16 protein-coding genes are annotated in these 19,278 nt (G+C 51.7%); 15 read left to right on the top strand and 1 reads right to left on the bottom strand.

All coding sequences use genetic code 11. From position 1 onward, the window contains the following. The 14 genes from OHJ21_RS30450 to argH form a co-directional block, all read left to right on the top strand. Positions 1-386 (top strand): fibronectin type III domain-containing protein (locus tag OHJ21_RS30450; protein ID WP_486022081.1); only part of this gene is annotated, 386 nt, incomplete at its 5' end. A 361-nt stretch (positions 387-747) separates the two neighbouring features. After that, positions 748-945 carry a cold shock domain-containing protein gene (locus OHJ21_RS30455; RefSeq protein ID WP_009594275.1) on the top strand — a complete coding sequence of 66 codons (198 nt, stop codon included), beginning with the start codon at positions 748-750 and terminating at the stop codon, positions 943-945. A 198-nt stretch (positions 946-1,143) separates the two neighbouring features. Next, entirely contained in the window at positions 1,144-1,707 is a 564-nt protein-coding gene (hpf, locus tag OHJ21_RS30460; RefSeq protein WP_100540918.1) for a ribosome hibernation-promoting factor, HPF/YfiA family, read from the top strand. Between the two features lie 715 nt (positions 1,708-2,422). Further along, positions 2,423-4,936, top strand: coding sequence for a preprotein translocase subunit SecA (secA, locus tag OHJ21_RS30465; protein ID WP_100540917.1), 2,514 nt, complete (start codon positions 2,423-2,425; stop codon positions 4,934-4,936). Between the two features lie 380 nt (positions 4,937-5,316). Then, positions 5,317-6,430, top strand: a protein-coding gene (gene prfB, locus OHJ21_RS30470) for a peptide chain release factor 2 (RefSeq protein WP_486022084.1) whose coding sequence is annotated in 2 segments (ribosomal slippage) — positions 5,317-5,388 and positions 5,390-6,430 — 1,113 coding nt in all. Because the reading frame shifts where the segments join, the coding sequence is not laid out codon by codon here. Between the two features lie 26 nt (positions 6,431-6,456). Continuing rightward, positions 6,457-7,362, top strand: a complete 906-nt coding sequence (locus OHJ21_RS30475; protein WP_100540915.1) for a YitT family protein — start codon at positions 6,457-6,459, stop codon at positions 7,360-7,362. Between the two features lie 276 nt (positions 7,363-7,638). Further along, positions 7,639-8,208 carry a GNAT family N-acetyltransferase gene (locus OHJ21_RS30480; protein ID WP_486022086.1) on the top strand — a complete coding sequence of 190 codons (570 nt, stop codon included), beginning with the start codon at positions 7,639-7,641 and terminating at the stop codon, positions 8,206-8,208. A 390-nt stretch (positions 8,209-8,598) separates the two neighbouring features. Then, complete coding sequence (gene argC, locus OHJ21_RS30485; protein WP_326114728.1) at positions 8,599-9,654, top strand: N-acetyl-gamma-glutamyl-phosphate reductase; 1,056 nt, start codon at positions 8,599-8,601, stop codon at positions 9,652-9,654. An 18-nt stretch (positions 9,655-9,672) separates the two neighbouring features. Then, positions 9,673-10,899, top strand: coding sequence for a bifunctional glutamate N-acetyltransferase/amino-acid acetyltransferase ArgJ (gene argJ / locus OHJ21_RS30490; protein WP_486022088.1), 1,227 nt, complete (start codon positions 9,673-9,675; stop codon positions 10,897-10,899). A 31-nt stretch (positions 10,900-10,930) separates the two neighbouring features. Then, positions 10,931-11,767, top strand: coding sequence for an acetylglutamate kinase (gene argB, locus OHJ21_RS30495; protein ID WP_394059633.1), 837 nt, complete (start codon positions 10,931-10,933; stop codon positions 11,765-11,767). Between the two features lie 237 nt (positions 11,768-12,004). Further along, positions 12,005-13,225, top strand: a complete 1,221-nt coding sequence (argD, locus tag OHJ21_RS30500; protein ID WP_486022091.1) for an acetylornithine transaminase — start codon at positions 12,005-12,007, stop codon at positions 13,223-13,225. Positions 13,226-13,283: 58 nt separating this feature from the next. Then, positions 13,284-14,240, top strand: a complete 957-nt coding sequence (gene argF / locus OHJ21_RS30505; protein WP_100540910.1) for an ornithine carbamoyltransferase — start codon at positions 13,284-13,286, stop codon at positions 14,238-14,240. Positions 14,241-14,347: 107 nt separating this feature from the next. Beyond that, entirely contained in the window at positions 14,348-15,580 is a 1,233-nt protein-coding gene (locus tag OHJ21_RS30510) for an argininosuccinate synthase (protein ID WP_100540909.1), read from the top strand. 131 nt (positions 15,581-15,711) lie between these two features. Beyond that, positions 15,712-17,127 (top strand): argininosuccinate lyase, encoded by a 1,416-nt coding sequence (gene argH, locus OHJ21_RS30515; protein ID WP_100540908.1) that lies wholly within the window; start codon positions 15,712-15,714, stop codon positions 17,125-17,127. Between the two features lie 203 nt (positions 17,128-17,330). Here the strand turns inward: argH and OHJ21_RS30520 are convergent, their stop codons facing one another. Continuing rightward, positions 17,331-18,104 carry an alpha/beta hydrolase gene (locus OHJ21_RS30520; protein WP_100540907.1) on the bottom strand — a complete coding sequence of 258 codons (774 nt, stop codon included), beginning with the start codon at positions 18,102-18,104 and terminating at the stop codon, positions 17,331-17,333. 414 nt (positions 18,105-18,518) lie between these two features. On the opposite strand from OHJ21_RS30520, the gene OHJ21_RS30525 reads away from it, so the two are divergent. Further along, a complete protein-coding gene (locus OHJ21_RS30525; protein WP_100540905.1) occupies positions 18,519-19,247 on the top strand; it encodes a polymer-forming cytoskeletal protein in 729 nt (242 codons plus the stop codon). Positions 19,248-19,278 lie beyond the last annotated feature (31 nt).

Here is a 19,278-nt window from a genome sequence, read left to right on the forward strand (position 1 = left end):
ACGGAACGATTGTGACGTCACCAACAACGGCGACAGCTACACTGAGTTCCCTTCAACCGGATCAAGATTATACCATTCGTGTTCGTGGGAAGAATGCAGGTGGGGATGGCGTCTGGAGTGATCCGTTTACTTTTAGGACTACTTTAAGTGCCCCAACTATTACTGTTACTTCTGGAGTTGGCGAGAATACGATCACCTGGAGTGCAATAGGAAATGCAAGCGAGTACGAACTTGATATCAATGGTCATTCTTTTTATGTTGGTGATCAACAAACGTATATTCATACAGGTCTAGTAAAAGGTGTTAGACAGACCTATCGTATTCGTGCGATTAATGGGGTTAATTTAGGTGATTGGTCCAGTTACGTAACAAAAGCGGCTTTGTAACCTTTAAGACCCAATTTAGTAGAGAAGGATCTTCATCATCTCGAATATGAGGATCCTTTCTCTTCTATTAAAGCTCTGATATATAGAAATGCGTTCGTTTTATAGAAAAAACAAAAAATAGCCTTTGCAAAATTCTGTGGTTCACCCCCTTCCTCACCGGGTAAATAACCCTAAACCTATTTTGTCCGCAAACTATTTTCGCCCGCCAACTCAGGCCTGAAGCCAAGTCGACATTTTTCCGGTTTTTTTGCAAAAGAAAACCTTTTCCTTGGTAATTGACACTGGATAAGTCGGGTGCTATAGTCGGAAATGTGGACAATTAGTGTCACACTTTATTTGACAATGAAGGGAATGTTAGTGCATGCAAGGTAAAGTGAAATGGTTCAACGCAGAGAAAGGTTATGGCTTCATCGAGACTGAGGACGGCGGCGACGTATTCGTACATTTCTCCGCGATCCAATCCGAGGGCTTCAAGACTCTGGAAGAAGGACAATCCGTAGAATTCGAGATCGTTGAAGGCGCTCGTGGCCCGCAAGCAGCTAACGTAATCAAATTATAATCATCCCGGCACAGCCGACCTACATAAACGGTATAGATGGTTAACAATTCGAGATTCGCTAGCCCAAGACTCCGGTTCGTCCGGAGTCTTTTTTCTGTGCGCAATCCCCTTGAATATATTGTGCTAAAATTCACAATTCTGACTTTTTACATAGCCTTAACAAAATGCTATAATGAAGGTGCAAAGGAGGAGTGCCCAATGCAATTCACTATCCGAGGTCAACAAATTGAAGTGACCGATGCTTTGAAAGACTATGTTGACAAGAAACTCAGCAGGCTAGATAAGTATTTTGATGCACCCCCCACCTCCGAAGGATATGTCACACTAAATGTCATTCGAGGATTGCACACAGTGGAAGTAACCATTCCGCTCACAGGCGTGGTACTGCGTGCGGAAGACCGAAGCGACGATATGTACGCTTCCATTGACGCTGTTGTGGACAAGTTGGAACGTCAGATTCGCAAGCACAAAACCAAGCTGAACCGTAAGATCAAGCAAGAGGGCGGATTGAAGACGCTCATTGCGGCGAACGGAGCAGCAACCAGTCAGATGGAGGCAGAGCAAGTCGAGTATGACGAGGACAATTACGAAGTTGTCCGTACGAAACGTTTTACCATGAAGCCAATGGACGTGGAAGAAGCGATCCTGCAGATGAACATGGTAGGCCATAATTTCTTTGTATTTTCCAACATTGACACACAAGAAGTAAATGTCGTTTACAAGCGTGATGACGGCAAGTACGGATTGATCGAGCGGGACTAAGCTTTAGTAATATTCCAAGCGGAATGCAGAAGCAGCTGGACCTGATTCGAATTTTAAAACGGTAAATGAAATTGAAATGTAAGATGAGCCTTCATCCGTGTAAGCGGGTGGGGCTCTTTATTTGGATATATACGTTTTCGACGCGGTAGGCATCGTAAAGACGCTGGCATTTGATGGTAAGCCCATCGAAGTGTGCTGAATAGTGCAACCATTATTTTAATGACATGGCTCATAGGGGACTTCGGGAACGTTTCTTAAACAGCTTCAGGTACAACGTCTTGAGGACTTCCTATATAAGAAGATTAACGTTCGGTTAGCCACGATTCAGCGATAGTTCCGGGGCGAAGTTCTTTATTATTTTCGGACAATGAGACATGATTATTTGGCACCCATTTAGATGTAGAGTTTCATTCGCGAAATGAATATACTTCCATTGATTATGACTGGGTAAATGCTCCACGCAACTTTTTTGAGCCTTTCCGCGTCTCATAGAGTAAGGCTTCGCGTAACAGACACCTCTTGTAATAGCACATATTGTTGCGGCATCCCTTACAAACTGTTACAATTTATGCAAACCCTCATTTTATGGGACGGGCTTTTTAGCCTGCATGAAATGGGACCATCATAAGGAATCAATGAATCGATTTCATCATTTAACCCTTTGGCATTTAATGAAGTTGATTCTATCACTTGTTTTGCACGAAAGGGGTTAACCATGCTAGGACTTGTCAAAAAGATTTTCGGCGACACCAACGAGCGTGATGTCAAACGTCTCATGAAGACGGTCGATGTAATCAACAAACTGGAACCGGATTTTGAGAAGCTCTCCGATGAGCAGCTGCAAGCCAAAACCGAAGAGTTCCGTGCGCGGATCGAGAAGGGGGAGACGCTGGAGGAATTGCTGCCTGAAGCGTTTGCGACCGTTCGTGAGGCTTCCAGACGGACACTTGGCAAGCGTCACTATGACGTGCAGTTAATCGGGGGTATGGCCCTCCACGAAGGCAGAATTGCAGAGATGAAGACCGGAGAAGGTAAGACCCTTGTAGGTACGCTGCCGGTTTACTTAAATGCCCTGCTTGGCAAAGGTGTTCACGTGGTAACCGTCAATGATTATTTGGCACAGCGTGACAGCCAAGAGATGGCGCAAATATATAACTTCCTGGGAATGACGGTCGGGGTTAACCTGAGCGGTATGGAACACCCGGATAAACAGCAGGCGTATGCTTGCGATATTACGTACGGGACGAACAATGAGTTCGGCTTTGATTATCTGCGGGACAACATGGTCCTCTACAAAGAGCAGATGGTTCAGCGTCCGCTTTATTTCTGTATCATTGACGAAGTGGACTCCATCCTGGTTGACGAAGCGCGTACGCCGCTCATCATTTCGGGACAAGCTCAGAAATCGACCGAGCTGTATTTTGCAGCTGACCGCTTCGTGAAGCGTCTTACTCCGGAAGAGGATTATACGGTAGACATTAAGGTCAAATCCGTGGCCTTAACCGAAAAAGGCGTGGCGCTAGCGGAGCGTTCCTTCGGGATCGACAACCTGTATGACCATAACCACGTAACCTTGAACCACCACATTGTACAAGCGCTGAAAGCGAACGTCATCATGCGCCGCGATGTGGATTATGTCGTTACCGATGACGAAGTGGTCATCGTTGACGAATTTACGGGTCGTCTGATGGCTGGACGCCGCTATAGCGACGGTCTCCACCAGGCGATCGAAGCGAAGGAAGGCATTGAGGTTCAGAACGAGAGCATGACTCTTGCAACGATTACCTTCCAGAACTACTTCCGGATGTATCGCAAGCTGGCGGGCATGACCGGTACGGCGAAGACGGAGGAAGAAGAATTCAAGAAGATTTACGGTCTTGAAGTGCTGCAAATTCCTACGAACAAACCGAATCAGCGTATTGACATGCCGGATGTGGTTTACAAGAGCGAAGAAGGCAAGTTTAAGGCGGTAGTAGCCGAGATCGTTGAGCGCCATAAAAAGAACCAACCGATTCTGGTGGGTACGGTGTCCATCGAGAACTCCGAGCGATTGTCTGAAATGCTGAAGCGCAAAGGCGTCCAGCATAAAGTTCTGAACGCGAAGTATCATGCGGAGGAAGCGGAAATCATCTCGCGCGCCGGACAGCCGGGATCGGTAACGATCGCGACGAACATGGCGGGACGCGGTACGGATATTTTGCTTGGTGAAGGCGTACAGGATATTGGCGGACTTCACATTATCGGTACGGAGCGTCACGAATCACGCCGGATCGATAACCAGCTGCGCGGCCGTGCCGGTCGTCAGGGTGACCCGGGATCAACTCAGTTCTATCTGTCCCTTGGCGATGAGCTGATGAAACGTTTTGGTACGGACAACGTGCTGAATATGATGGAGCGTCTTGGATTTGAAGAAGATCAGCCGATCGAGAGCAAAATGATTACCCGTGCGGTTGAATCCGCGCAGAAGCGGGTAGAAGGCAACAACTTCGATATGCGTAAAGTCGTTCTTCAATACGATGACGTCATGAACCAGCAGCGTGAGATCATCTACAAGCAGCGCCGTGAGATTTTGGAGTCCCAAGACATTAAGCAAATCGTTGTAGAGATGATCAAGCCGGTCATTGATCGTGTGGTGCAGGCTCACTGCAGCGATGACATTCCGGAGAACTGGGAACTGCAGGAAGTGGCAGACTACGTGAACAGCAAACTGCTGGACGAGGGTGCCGTTACCCGCGAAGATCTGTGGGGTAAAGAAGCCGAAGAGCTTACGGAGTACATCTTCGATCGCGTCATGAAGAAGTACGAAGAGCGTGAGCAAGCCATCGGCGAAGAAATGGTACGCGAGTTCGAAAAAGTTATCGTCCTGCGTGCGGTGGACAGCAAGTGGATGGATCATATTGATGCAATGGATCAGCTGCGTCAAGGTATCCACCTCCGCGCTTACGGCGGTACCGATCCGCTTCGCGAATACCAATTCGAAGGCTTCGAGATGTTTAATGCCATGATCGCGACGATCCAGGAAGAAGTTGCGACCTACATCATGAAGGCCCAAATCGCGACGAATCAGGAGCGCCAAGCGGTTGTGGACGAGAATAAAGTCTCCACGAACAGCAGCAGCGAACCTGCAGAGAAGCGTCCGGTCCAAGTGGCTGAACAGATCGGCCGGAACGACGCATGCCCTTGCGGCAGCGGCAAGAAGTATAAGCACTGCCATGGACAGAACGCTTAAGCGATCCAGCCTAATGGTGATGAATATAAGAAAAGCATCCATTGACGTGCCTTTTTAGAGTAAGACCGCGTTTAGAGGATATTTTTCTTGCGATGATCGAATTTGTTCAGCATCACAACAAACTTCGATAATCCTTATATAGCCCGTCCAGGTTATGGGCGACTTTTCAACTCCCTTAAGAGCGGCAGATGAACCGGGTGATTGTGGTCTATTCCACCGTGATCCGAATTCACTGCTGCGCTTAAGGGAGTTTATCTGAATAAACAGCGAAACATGTTGTGAAGCGATGTGACGTGGATTTTCTCCTAAAATGGAACGTTTTCCATGCTGGAGAGGGTATACTGAAATTATTACGTGTAGATAAGAAAGGACGAGGAAACATGATCGATCCAAGTGTGAAGCAGGACCTGCGTGAAATCAGCAAGAAACTAACCAATCTTAGGGGGTCTCTTTGACTTAAGTTTAAAGCAGGAGATGATTGAGAACTTTGAAGAGAAGATGGCAGCCCCGGATTTCTGGGACGACAATGAGAAAGCTCAGGCGCTTATTACCGAGATGAATGCCGTGAAGTCATCCGTGGATCAATATCAGAAGCTGCAAGCGGATTACGATGATGCCGTCGTGATGATTGAGCTGGCGGATGAAGAAGGCGATGACTCGCTTGCAGGAGAAATCGGAGAGACCATCAAGGATCTGGTTGGGCGTGTGGAAGAGTTTGAACTCCAACTGCTGTTGAACCAGCCTTACGATAAAATGAATGCCATCCTTGAGCTGCATCCGGGCGCGGGAGGTACCGAGTCGCAGGACTGGGGCCAAATGCTGCATCGCATGTACACGCGCTGGGCGGAGAAACGCGGCTTTAAGGTGGAGACGCTGGATTACTTGCCTGGGGATGAAGCGGGAATCAAGAGCGTGACGCTGCTCATTAAGGGCTACAATGCATATGGGTATTTGAAGGCTGAAAAAGGGGTGCATCGCCTGGTTCGGATCTCTCCGTTCGATTCTTCGGGCCGTCGCCATACCTCATTTGTGTCCTGTGACGTCGTTCCGGAGATTAACGATGAGATTGAACTGGACATCCGCACGGAGGACCTGAAGATTGATACGTACCGTGCGAGCGGTGCCGGTGGTCAGCATATCAATACGACGGACTCGGCCGTACGGATCACTCACTTGCCAACGGGTGTGGTCGTAACCTGTCAGAATGAACGGTCCCAGATCAAGAACCGTGAGCGTGCAATGACCATGCTTCGTTCCAAGCTCTATGAGCGCAAGATCGAAGAGCAGCAGAAGGAATTGGCGGAAATCCGCGGCGAGCAGTCCGACATCGCATGGGGCAGCCAGATCCGTTCGTATGTATTCCATCCGTACAGCATGGTGAAAGACCATCGTACACAGGTGGAGACCGGCAATATAGGAGCCGTCATGGACGGGGATCTGGATGCTTTTATCGATGGATACTTGCGCAGTCAGATCAAGCAGAAAGTCGAGTAGGACGTTGAGGAGAGATTTGAAGAACTATGGCGCAATCCGCTGGTAATCCATCGATTAACAAAAGAAAAAGAGAACCCCTGATTCCGATCAACGGTCCGCTTCGGCAAACGGTGGACGCCGTTTTTATTATCATCGGCTCCTTTATTATGGCGCTGTCATTTAATCTGTTTTTCCTGCCCAACCACATCGCCTCAGGCGGCGTGTCCGGATTGTCTGTTCTTGCGCAAGCGTGGCTCGGGATTGAACCGGCCTTCACACAGTGGGCGCTGAATATCCCTTTGTTTGTGCTTGGCTTTTGGCTGCTTGGACGCGATTACGGCATCCGTTCCCTGCTGGGAAGCGTGATTCTGCCGCTGTTCGTCTTTTTGACCAAGGACTGGCCGATTCCAACCTCCAATCCGCTCCTGGCTTCCATTTATGGCGGGATCGGCGTCGGTATCGGGATGGGGCTTGTCTATCGCGGCAGGGGATCAACCGGTGGATTGACCATCGTGGCCCAGCTCCTGCAAAAATACAGCGGGCTCAGCTTCTCCCTCTGTGTCGTGCTCTTGGATGCGATTGTGATCTCTTCGGCAGCCCTTGTGCTGTCGCTGGAGCAGGCGTTGTACGCACTCATTGGATTGTACGTGACAGGCAAAGTGATTGATGCGATTGAGCTGGGCTTTAGCTTCACGAAGGTAGCTTACATTATATCCGATCATACGGAGCCGATCACCAAGGCGATTCTCGAGGATCTCGACCGTGGACTAACCAAGCTGACTGCAGAGGGAGGCTATACGGGCGAACACCGGACGGTTCTGATGGTTGTCGTCGGGCAGAGTGAAATTCCCCGTCTGAAAACGGTGGTACAATCGGTGGACCCGAATGCGTTTGTCATCATTAGCAATGCCCATGAGGTATTGGGTGAAGGTTTCCGTAATATCAAGGCGTAACCCAATAAAAGCGGTGTCGAGAGGTTCTCGGCACTTGAAGAGACGGTGTATATCACCGTCTCTTTTTTTGTGGAACTGTAGAATCGATAAGGTTTCAGCGAAGCTAACCATTCGATAATCGCAAGCAAAACGTCCTCTAAACGCGGTCTGTCATCTGTGAAGTGCGTCGATCGTCGACTTTTAAGTAGGGGGCTGATCGATGACCTTGAATTTTTCTTTATTTTTCTAGTAAAGAGCATATAATGGTATCTAATATTGTTCAGGGGGTAGGAGATTATGGAAATCGAACAGATCTACGCTAATTTGCCGGTATTGGAAACCGAGCGTCTGCGGCTTCGCAGAATATCGATGCAGGATGCGGAACATATGAATGCCTATGCCTCTGATGAGGAGGTTGCCAAGTACGTAACATGGGATACCCACCGCTCCATCAACGACAGCAAGAAATTCATCCAGTTTATACTGGTCCAGTATGCCAAGCATGATATTGCCCCTTGGGGGATCGAGCTGAAGGAGAACGGGCGTCTGGTCGGGACGGTGGATTTTGTATGGTGGAAGCCCGAACAGCAGAGTGCCGAGATCGGTTATGTACTCGCGCGGGATTGTTGGGGACAAGGGCTCATGACGGAAACGGCCTCCGCTTTACTGAAACTCGGATTTGGCGAAATGGATCTTGTGCGCATCCAAGCTCGTTGCATAGAAGGGAACATCGGCTCTCAGCGTGTCATGGAGAAGATCGGTATGACTTATGAGGGAACATTGAGGAAGGGGATCAAGATCAAAGGTCAGCATTGGGACCTTAAATTATATTCCATTCTAAAAGAAGAATTTGAATCCGCTTATTAGCCATTGGATGAACATGGAATTCTCATGCATTTGGGACCAAATTTGAATAATCCATTGTATTTATATAAATACGGTCGTATAATAATACATATTTATGAGACGGATAAAGTCAATGAATACCTATGACGAAAGCGTCGTTTTAACGCAGGAGACAGAAGACTTCTTAAACAAGATTTATACAAGCTTGATTGCCTTACGATGGAAAGCCATATCAAGAGCATCAACAGTCACTTGATTTCTATATCTTATCACATCAAGGGCAGAGTTCAGGAGTCAAGGTGAATCGATCGGAAGTAGTTAAACGGATGAGCATGGCGTAGAGATGAAGGATGGATGAATGGGACCTTGCATAAGGTCCTTCAACTGTTCCTTGGGGAGAGGGATGAGGATATGACGGACACAAACACAGTAAGAGTTGCTATTGTTGGATCTACCGGCTACGGTGGCGTGGAACTGATCCGCTTGCTGCAAGCACACCCGCGTGTTGAGATTACATCGGTAATCTCTTCATCGACTGCAGGCGTACCGATATCGGACGGTTTTCCGCATTTGACGAATATCATGACGCGGAACCTGGATGATGTCAATCCAGCGGAAATCGCTAAGGTGGCAGACTTGGTGTTCGCGGCTACGCCTTCGGGCGTCAGTGCCAAGCTGGTGCCGGAGCTGTTGGATGCAGGCCTGAAGGTCATAGATCTTTCGGGGGATTTTCGTTTGAAGGACGGAGCTGTTTATGAACAGTGGTATAAACACACGGCTCCGAGTGCGGAACTGTTGGAAAAGGCCGTATACGGTCTATGCGAAGTGTTTGGCGAAGAGGTCCGTGATGTAGATTTCATCTCCAATCCGGGCTGTTATCCGACAGCAACGCTGCTCGGGCTCATTCCGGCAATCAGCGCGGGATGGATTGATGCCTCTTCCCTTATTATCGATGCCAAATCCGGCGTGTCCGGTGCAGGACGGGGAACGAGCCTGACGACGCATTATGCCGAGATCAACGAGAACTTCAAAGCCTATAAGGTGAATAAACACCAGCATATTCCCGAGGTTGAGCAGGTATTGACTCAGGTCGCGGGCGAACCGATCACGGTTACCTTTACGACCCATCTGGTTCCGATGACGCGGGGAATCATGAGCACCATGTATGCCACGTTGAATGGTCCTTACACGGAAGAGGATTTCATCGAACTGTATCGCCAGTATTTCAAGAACCGCCGGTTTGTGAGAATCCGCGACTTGGGCGTATGGCCTGCGACAAAAGAAGTCAGCGGGTCCAACTACTGCGATATCGGATTTGCGGTGGATGCACGTACGAATAGAGTGACCATTATATCGGTCATTGATAATGTGGTGAAGGGTGCAGCCGGTCAGGCGATTCAGAACCTGAATTTGATGATGGGATGGGAGGAGAGCCTCGGACTTACGTTTACGCCAATTTATCCGTAAGCGGCTGGGGATACAAACATGGGAGAAAATATCTTTTCGATTATCGATGGGGGCAGTATCGTAACGCCGCAAGGCTTCAAGGCTGCCGGACTTCACTGTGGACTTAAGAAAACCGACCGTAACGACCTGGGCGTCATTGTATGTGATGTGTCTGCCGTGGCGGCTGCTGTATATACAACGAACCTGTTCCAAGCGGCACCGTTGAAGGTGACGCGTGAAAGCCTGCAGGACGGCAAGCTTCGCGCGATCGTCGTCAACAGCGGGAATGCCAACGCCTGTACGGGCAAGCAGGGTGAAGAGGATGCTTACACGATGCGTGCCAATACGGCTGCGCAAATCGGTCTGGAAGAGAACGATGTGGCCGTCGCCTCAACCGGAGTCATCGGGGAATTGCTGAAGATGGACCGCGTTTCCTCAGGTATCGCCGGCCTGCCTGCAAGGCTCAGCGGAGAAAGCGAAGGGGCTGAAAGCTTCAGCCAAGCAATTTTGACAACCGATCTCGTGAAAAAAGAAGCCTGCGTCACGGTACAAGTTAACGGTACGAAGGTGACCATCGCCGGGACGGCCAAGGGGTCGGGGATGATTCATCCGAACATGGCGACCATGCTCGGATTTATGACGACGGACGCGGTCATTGGTCAGGAAGCACTGCAGCTGCTGCTGCGCCAAACGACCAACCTGACCTTTAATATGATTACGGTAGACGGCGATACAAGCACGAACGACATGCTGGTTGCGATGGCCAGCGGCCTGGCGGGACACGACATGCTTTCGCCGGAGCATCCGGATTGGGATGCATTCGCAGCCGGCTTCCATTATGTATGCCAGCAGCTGGCAAAGGCGATCGCTCGTGACGGAGAGGGAGCTTCCCGCCTGATCGAGGTTCGCGTAGACGGTGCCGAAAGCGACGATGACGCGCAAGCGATCGCCAAGACAATCATTGGCTCCAGCCTGGTCAAATCCGCCGTATTCGGCGCAGATGCCAACTGGGGACGCATTATTGCGGCTGTCGGCCGTGCGGGCCGTCCGGTTAATCCGGAGACGGTCGATATTGCCATCGGCCCGATTTCGGTGCTGGAGCAGTCAAGACCCGTTGCGTTTGACGAGGATGCGGCTCTGATTTACCTTCAGGGCGACACCGTGGATATTGACGTGAAGCTGCATATCGGTAATGGGTCGGCTACGGCCTGGGGCTGTGATTTAACTTATGACTATGTCCGCATTAATGCGGCTTATCGTACGTAGATAAATATTCAGTGGGACGGAGGAGACGGATATGAAGAGCACGATCGATCAGAAGGATACGTTGCCGGTTAAAACATCAGGTGCGGATACGTTCGTGATGAAATGCGGCGGCAGCACGCTCGCTGCGCTTCCTGACAGCTTCTTCGAGGATTTGAAGGATCTGCAGCAAAAGGGAGTCAACCCCGTTATCGTGCATGGCGGCGGACCCGCCATCTCCGGCAACCTGGAGAAACTCGGCATCGAGACCGAGTTTGTAAACGGGCTGCGCAAGACAACGGAGGATGTGCTGGACGTCGTGGAGATGGTACTTGCGGGCACCATCAATAAACAGATTGTACGACGGATTCAAAGCGTGGGCGGCGCTGCTATCGGCTTGTCCGGCTCGGACGGCGGACTGATCGAGGCCAAACCGGTGACGAACCACGCGGAGGTTGGTTGGGTCGGCGATGTGACGTTGGTGAAGTCGTCGATTCTGAACGGTGTGCTGGAGATGGGCTACATGCCTGTGGTAGCACCGATCGGGGTGGATCCGTCCGGTCAGCGCTACAACATCAATGCCGATACGGCAGCTGGTGCCGTGGCCTCCCATCTGGGGGTACACCGGATGATCGTGGTCACCGACGTGCCCGGGATCATGAAGGGATCGGGCGGCGAGAAGCGGGTGCTTCCAACCGTGACGGTGCAGGAGATCGAGGACATGATCGGGACAGGTGAAATCTACGGCGGCATGATACCGAAGGTCAGAGCGGCCATCAGCTGCATTCACGGCAAAGTGAGCGAGGTTGTCATCGTGGACGGAAGCGAACCGAATGTACTGAGCCGGGTGCTTGGAGGCGAAGTGCTGGGAACGCGCATCGTGCGGATGTAGATTTAGATTTGAGTTTGTACGAATAGAGCGGCTTCAACGGAGAAGGTGGAATTGTTCTGGAGAAGCAACGCGGTCGCCTTTGCCCCCGGATTTTAACCGTTGCAACCATTTCAATAAAAATTTGGGGGCAACAGCGATCGGAAGAACAATCCACATGCGAAGTGGTGTCAGGGGTGTCAGAGTTCAGGAATATTCATGAATCTGTTTTGTCTATATGCAAAGGAGTGTGTGAAGGTCATGGGAAAAGAAACAGCAGTAGGCGGTATCAAAGCAGCTAATGAAAGCTCATTGTTCCAGACGTACGCCAGATATCCAATCGCCCTGGTCAAAGGGGAGGGCAGCTGGTTATGGGACGATCAAGGCAACAAATATCTTGATTTTATGGCCGGTCTGGCGGTAACGAACCTCGGCCATGCTCCGGTAAAGGTGAAAGAGAAGCTGAAGGCCCAACTGGATGAATTGTGGCATGTCTCGAACCTGTTCCACATTCCGGGTCAGGAAAAAGCAGCCGAGCTGCTGACAGCCAACACCTGCGCGGATGCGGTCTTCTTCTGTAACAGCGGGGCAGAAGCGAACGAAGCCGCCATTAAGCTGGCGCGCCGCTACCATCAGAAGGTGAAGGGAACGGGACGGTACGAGGTCATTACGTTTACCCAGTCCTTCCATGGACGGACGCTGGCTACGCTGACGGCAACCGGCCAGGATAAGGTAAAGGAAGGCTTTCTTCCGCTTCCGGCAGGCTTCAAAAGCGTTCCACTGCATGACCTTCCGGCACTGGAAGCGGCCATTAACGACAACACCGCCGCCATCATGATCGAAATGGTGCAGGCGGAGGGCGGCGTGCATCCGGTGGAGCCGGAGTTCCTGCAAGCCGTTACCGAGCTGTGCAAGAAGAACGGATTGCTGCTGATCGTGGACGAGGTGCAAACAGGCATGGGCCGGACCGGCAAGCTGTTTGCGCACGAGCATTACGGCATTGAGCCGGATATTTTCACCGTGGCCAAAGGACTCGGCTCCGGGTTCCCGGTCGGCGCGATGCTGGGTAAAGCTTACCTATGCGAAGCCTTTACGGCAGGAAGCCATGCAACGACGTTTGGCGGCACACCGATTGCAAGCTCCGTCATCCAGGCCACCATTGAGACGATGCTGGAGGACAACGTGCCGCAGCGCGCGGCCGAAGCCGGAGAATATTTGATGACGAAGCTGAATGAGAGTCTAGGCGGCCATCCTTTTGTGAAGGCGATCCGGGGGAAAGGCCTGCTGATCGGCATCGAATGCGTTGAACCGGTTGGCGAGCTGGTACTGAAGGGACAGAGCCGCGGGCTGCTGTTCGTAACAGCAGGACCGAATGTGATCCGGCTGCTTCCGAATCTGTACGTTACCAAACAAGAGATCGACCAGGCGGTATCGATCGTTACGGAACTTATACATGAGCATACGGCGGTTAGCCAAGCATAGAAGAATCGTACAGCAGCATTTTGGACAATAACAGCATGGTTAAGGAGGACTGAAGGATATGGCCGCAAGCGGACAAGTGAAGGAACTAAGCCTGAAAGGGCGGGATATGATCGAGCTGGACGAATACTCTACGGAAGAGATTCAGTTCTTGCTCGATTCGGCAATCGAGATTAAACGCAAGCAGAAGAACGGCGAAGTCTATCAGCCGCTGAAAGGCAAGACGATCGGATTGATTTTTGAGAAGTCGTCCACACGGACGCGGGTGTCGTTCGAGGCTGGGATGTTCCAGCTGGGCGGACATGCACTCTTTTTAAGCAAAAACGATATTCAGCTTGGACGCGGCGAGCCGATCAGCGATACGGCACAGGTGATGTCCCGTTATCTGGACGGCCTGATGATTCGTACCTTCGGGCACGACAACGTGGTCAATTTGGCGAAATATGCCTCCATTCCGGTTATCAACGGCCTGAGCGACATGGCGCATCCATGTCAGGTGCTGGCTGATCTGCAGACCGTGCTGGAGCACAAAGGCAAGCTGAAAGGTCTCAAGATGGCCTTTATCGGCGATGGCAACAACATGGCGCATTCGCTCCTGATCGGGGGTGCCAAGATGGGCATGCATGTGGCCGTGGCCAGTCCGAAGGGCTATGAAGCGGATGCCAGCATCGTGAAGCTGAGCGAGGAGATCGCGGCGCAAACAGGCGGCAAAATCACGATCACCCAAGACCCGCTCGAAGCCGCGAAGGATGCGGACGTGATCTATACGGATGTATGGGCAAGCATGGGCTTTGAAGAGGAGCAGGCTCAGCGGGAAGCCGCTTTTGCGGACTACCAGGTGAATGAGGAGCTGGTGAAGGCGGCGAAGCCGGATTACTTGTTCTTGCATTGCCTTCCAGCCCACCGCGGCGAAGAGGTTAGCGAAGGCGTGATCGACGGTGCCAACTCCGTCATTTTTGATCAGGCTGAGAACCGTCTACATGCCCAGAAGGCTTTGATGGTTGCTTTGATGGCGTAAGGCCATTCATTGCAGAGCGAACATTCTCTATGAAAATGCGTCAATGGACGTTTTCTTTAGTATAATGAAGGACAGGGTTGTTAGTAACAAAGAGAGGGAGTTTAACCATGGCAAAACAAAAAATCGTACTGGCGTATTCCGGCGGTCTGGATACGTCCGTCATTCTGAAGTGGCTGAAAGAAACTTACGATGCGGAGATTATTGCCTTCACGGCCGATATCGGCCAGAAGGAAGAGCTGGACGGACTTGAGGAAAAAGCGCTGGCGACCGGCGCCTCCAAAGTATACATCGACGATCTGCGCGACGAATTTGCAAATGATTTCATATATCCGATGTTCCAGGCGGGTGCCATGTACGAAGGGCAGTACCTGCTCGGCACAAGCATCGCGCGTCCGTTGATCGCGAAACGCATGGTGGATATCGCTCGTGCCGAAGGCGCGACGGCGATTGCGCACGGCGCTACCGGTAAAGGAAACGACCAGGTTCGTTTTGAGCTGGGCGTAGCCGGCTTGGCACCGGACATTGAAGTGATCGCGCCTTGGCGCATCGAGGAGTTCCGCAACTCCTTCCCGGGACGCGCAGAGATGATTGCCTATGCTGAAGCGCACGGCATTCCGGTAACGGCATCGGCAGCCAAATCCTACTCCATGGACCGCAACCTGCTCCATATCAGTTATGAGAGCGGCGTGCTGGAAGATCCTTGGTTCGATGCAAGCGCGGAGGACAGCAAGGATATGTACCTGCTCAGCGTATCCCCTGAGGATGCACCGGATGAGGCTGAGTACCTCGAGCTTACGTTTGAGCAAGGGAATGTCGTTGCGCTGAACGGCGAATCGATGAGCCCGCTGCAAGTGATGGAGAAGCTGAACGAGCTGGGCGGCAAGCACGGCATCGGTCGCGTGGATATGGTGGAGAACCGTTTCGTTGGCATGAAGAGCCGCGGTGTCTATGAGACTCCGGGCGGAACCATCCTGTTCACCGCTCATCGCAAAATGGAATCTATTACGATGGACCGTGAAGTGATGAACCTGCGCGATAGCCTGATTACCCGTTACAGCACATTGGTTTATAACGGTTTCTGGTTTGCGCCGGAGCGTCTGGCACTGCAGGCGCTTGTAACCGAGAGCCAGAAAAACGTATCCGGTACGGTGCGCGTGAAGCTGTACAAGGGCAACATTATCGGTGCAGGCGTGAAGAGTCCGGTTAGTCTGTACAACCCGGATATCGCTACAATGGAAGCCGATCCAACGCAAGCTTATGATCAGGGCGATGCGACCGGTTTTATCCGCTTGAACGCACTGCGTTTGAAAGTGGCAACCGGCGTGAACCAGAATCAATAAGTTTACAATAATGAACAGGCTGAAGGCCGTTTTCTTGCTAGGGAGCTCCGCCGATTCTCGCGTAACCGGGATGAACGGGACTTCTTAAGCGGGAAGCGGCCCTCTGCCTTAAACAGAGAGGGGCAAGTGTTGTGAGCAAGTTATGGGGAGGGCGCTTTACGAAGCAGACCAACGCATTGGTAGAGGAATATACGGCATCCATCGGTTTTGATAAGCAGCTGGCTGAGGAGGATATCCAGGGAAGCCTTGCGCATGTGTCCATGCTGGGCAAATGCGGCATCGTGCCGGCCGAAGACGTGGAGACGATCAAGGCTGGCTTGAACAAGGTGCTGGAGCGCATCCGTGAGGGCAGCATCGAGTTCTCCGTTTCGGATGAGGATATTCATATGAACATCGAGAAGAATCTGATCGAGGAAATCGGACCTGTCGGCGGCAAGCTCCACACAGGCCGCAGCCGTAACGATCAAGTGGCTACGGACATGCACTTGTATCTGCGCAACCGCGTCGTGGCGTTGACCGGCATGCTGCATGAGCTGCAAACCGCGTTGATTGGGCAAGCGAAGGATAACCTGGACACGATTATTCCGGGGTATACGCATCTGCAGCGTGCACAGCCGATTCTGTTCGCGCATCATTTGATGGCTTACGTGTCCATGTTCCAGCGGGATATCGACCGTCTGATCGACAGCTATAAGCGCATTAACGTGTTGCCGCTCGGGGCAGGCGCGCTTGCGGGTACAACGTTCCCGATCGACCGTCATTTCGTGGCAGAGCAGCTTGGGTTTGATGGTGTTTACGAGAACAGTCTGGATGCGGTCAGCGACCGCGACTTCATCCTGGAATTCCTCTCGGATGCTTCCATTATCATGATGCACTTGTCCCGTCTGAGCGAGGAGCTGGTGCTCTGGAGCAGCACGGAGTTCAACTTCGTTGAGCTGGACGATGCGTTCTGCACAGGCAGCAGTATTATGCCGCAGAAGAAGAATCCGGATGTGCCTGAGCTGGTCCGCGGCAAAACCGGACGGGTATACGGTAATCTGATGGGCCTGCTCACCGTGCTGAAGTCCCTGCCGCTTGCTTATAACAAGGACATGCAGGAAGATAAAGAGGGCATGTTCGATACAGTGGCTACGTTGGAAGGCGCATTACAGCTGTTTGCACCGATGATCGCCACGATGAAGGTCAACAAAGGCCGCATGCGCGAAGCGGTGAACACCGACTTCTCCAACGCAACCGACATCGCGGACTTCCTGGTTGGCAAAGGCCTTCCTTTCCGCCAGGCGCACGAAGTGATTGGCAAGACCGTATTGTACTGCATTCAAAACAACAAGTATTTACTGGATTTGACGCTGGATGAATTCAAGCAGTTCTCGGAGCTGTTCGACGACTCCATTTATGGTGTGCTTCAACCGGAGACGGTGGTCAATGCGCGTAACGTTTACGGCGGTACGGCAACCGAACAAGTGAAGGCGGCCATTGATCGCAGCGTGCAGACCCTTCAGACCACGGAAGAATGGCTGGGTCTCCGCCAAGGGAATGTTGAGTAACGGCAAAGAATACTTGGCGTGATAAAAATAGAGGTGGATCGGCAAACGTTACATTTGCTGATCCACCTTTTGTTGTGTAACGATGAGATACGTTGGATGAGGGATTACCTAAAGTCCTCTCACGAAGAGAAGTACACCCAGTACACCCCAAGGAACCGCGAATGAACCGCAGGCACGTTCATGGCGTTCATATGATGGGTTCATTAGGCTTTCAACGGAAGCCATTTCAGCACATCCTGAATGTGGGTATCCCAGTATCCCCAATCGTGGCCGCCCGGGCCTTCCTGATACGTGAGGTCCAGGGAGGTTGCTTCGCAGGCTTTGCGGAACGCTTGATTGTCTTCATAGAGGAAGTCTTCGGTTCCGCAGCATTGATACAGCAGCGGCTTCGGTCCCTCCGAGCGGTCCACTTCCTGAAGCAGCCAGAGCAGGTCGTTGTCGGTGCCGGTAATGTCCCGATCTCCGTAGACTAAACGATGCTCAAACAAAGCCTCGTTCCTATTAACATGACCCGCCATGTCGAGCGCACCCGACAGGCTGGCAGCGGCGGCAAAGGCTTCGGGACAGCGAAGGGCCAGCTTGAACGCCCCGTACCCGCCCATGGACAACCCGGCGACGAAGTTATCTTCTCTCGCGTGGGATAACGGGAAGAAGGAACGGGCGATGGCCGGCAGCTCTTGGCTGATAAAGGTCCAGTATTTTCCGCCGTATTCCATGTCCGTATAGAAGCTGCGATGCACTTGCGGCATAACGACGGCAATGCCCATCTCGGCCACATAACGTTCGATGGAGGTTCTTCGCAGCCAGATGGAATCGTCGTCGGACAGGCCGTGCAGGAGGAAGAGCGTCGGATGCAAACCGCTTTTGGCATGATTGGTCATGCCGATTTGTGAAGAGGTTTGCTGAGGGAGAATGACGGTCATGGATGTGCTGAGACCGAGCACCTCCGAGTAAAAGTGACATTGCATTAGAGCCATGGATTATGTATCCCCTTTCATTTTTTGAAAATGAGAGATCAAAATGACGAGCCTACTAGGATCATATCACAATCGTTCTCCTTTGCTCCAAGCAAATCTAAAGCCATCGTTTCGACGAGAACAGATTTTAAGTCTGCTGCGTTTGGGTACTATGCTAATCCTCCAGAATATAAAGGCGGCTCCGGATGGAATTGAAACGGATGGGATGGATAAGCGCATAAAACGCCTCGGTCTTCAGACCGAGGCGAGGTTCAGCCATCGGGCTGTTCTATGATGGGCTGCGTTGTGTTATGTTAGAGGGAGATTATGGTTCCATCTGGTGGAGGATTCAAAAGCATAAATTTAGAAGTGTAGCAAGTGTTCAGTTAAGATATAGCATGATGATCATATTTGTGAATCTGGAGGAGTATGTGCATGATACCACATGACGATAAACTGTCTGATCTGAAGATTACGGGAACCGGAAGCTCAAGCGGCGGCCAATACGGCAAGGTGCGAATCGATGGTGCCGGGCAGGTGAACGGAGATCTGGATTGCCGGGAATTAACAGGCAACGGAACGATGAGTTTGAACGGCGACGTCGCTGCCAACACGATTCGCGTGAACGGTTCGGGAACCATTAAGGGAACGGTGGACGCGGAGGAGCTGCATGTAGCCGGCAGCCTGAGTGTGAAGAGAGGCGTGCGCAGCCGGTCCATTTTTATCGGAGGGCATTGCAGCATTCACGGCGATTCCGAATCGAAGAGGCTTGATGTAACCGGAAACCTGAGAAGCCATGGTGACGTGCGGAGTGAAACGGCCACGTTTCATGGGGGCTTCAAGATCGATGGCCGCCTGCATGTAGGAACAGCGGATATTCGGCTGTTGGGCCGCTGCCTTGCGCAGGAAATCGTCGGAGACCGGATCACGATCCGCAAAAAAGGAAAGCGGCTCTGGGAGATGCTGTCCTTGCCATTACGGGGAACGCGGCTGGAGGCACGCATTATTGAAGGTGATGTCCTGGATCTAGAGTATGTCGAAGCCGATATCGTTCGCGGCAACCGGGTGATCCTCGGCCCAGGGTGCGAGATTCGGCAAGTGGAATACCGGGATGAATTGACGCAGCATCCGGAAGCCCAGGTCAGGGCATCGCGGCGGTTTTAAGGGCGACATCGGGCCAAACATCCGGGCATAG

The sequence above is a fragment of the Virgibacillus sp. LDC1 genome (assembly GCF_025792345.1).
GTDB classification, from domain to species: Bacteria; Bacillota; Bacilli; order Paenibacillales; family Paenibacillaceae; genus Paenibacillus_AQ; species Paenibacillus_AQ lautus.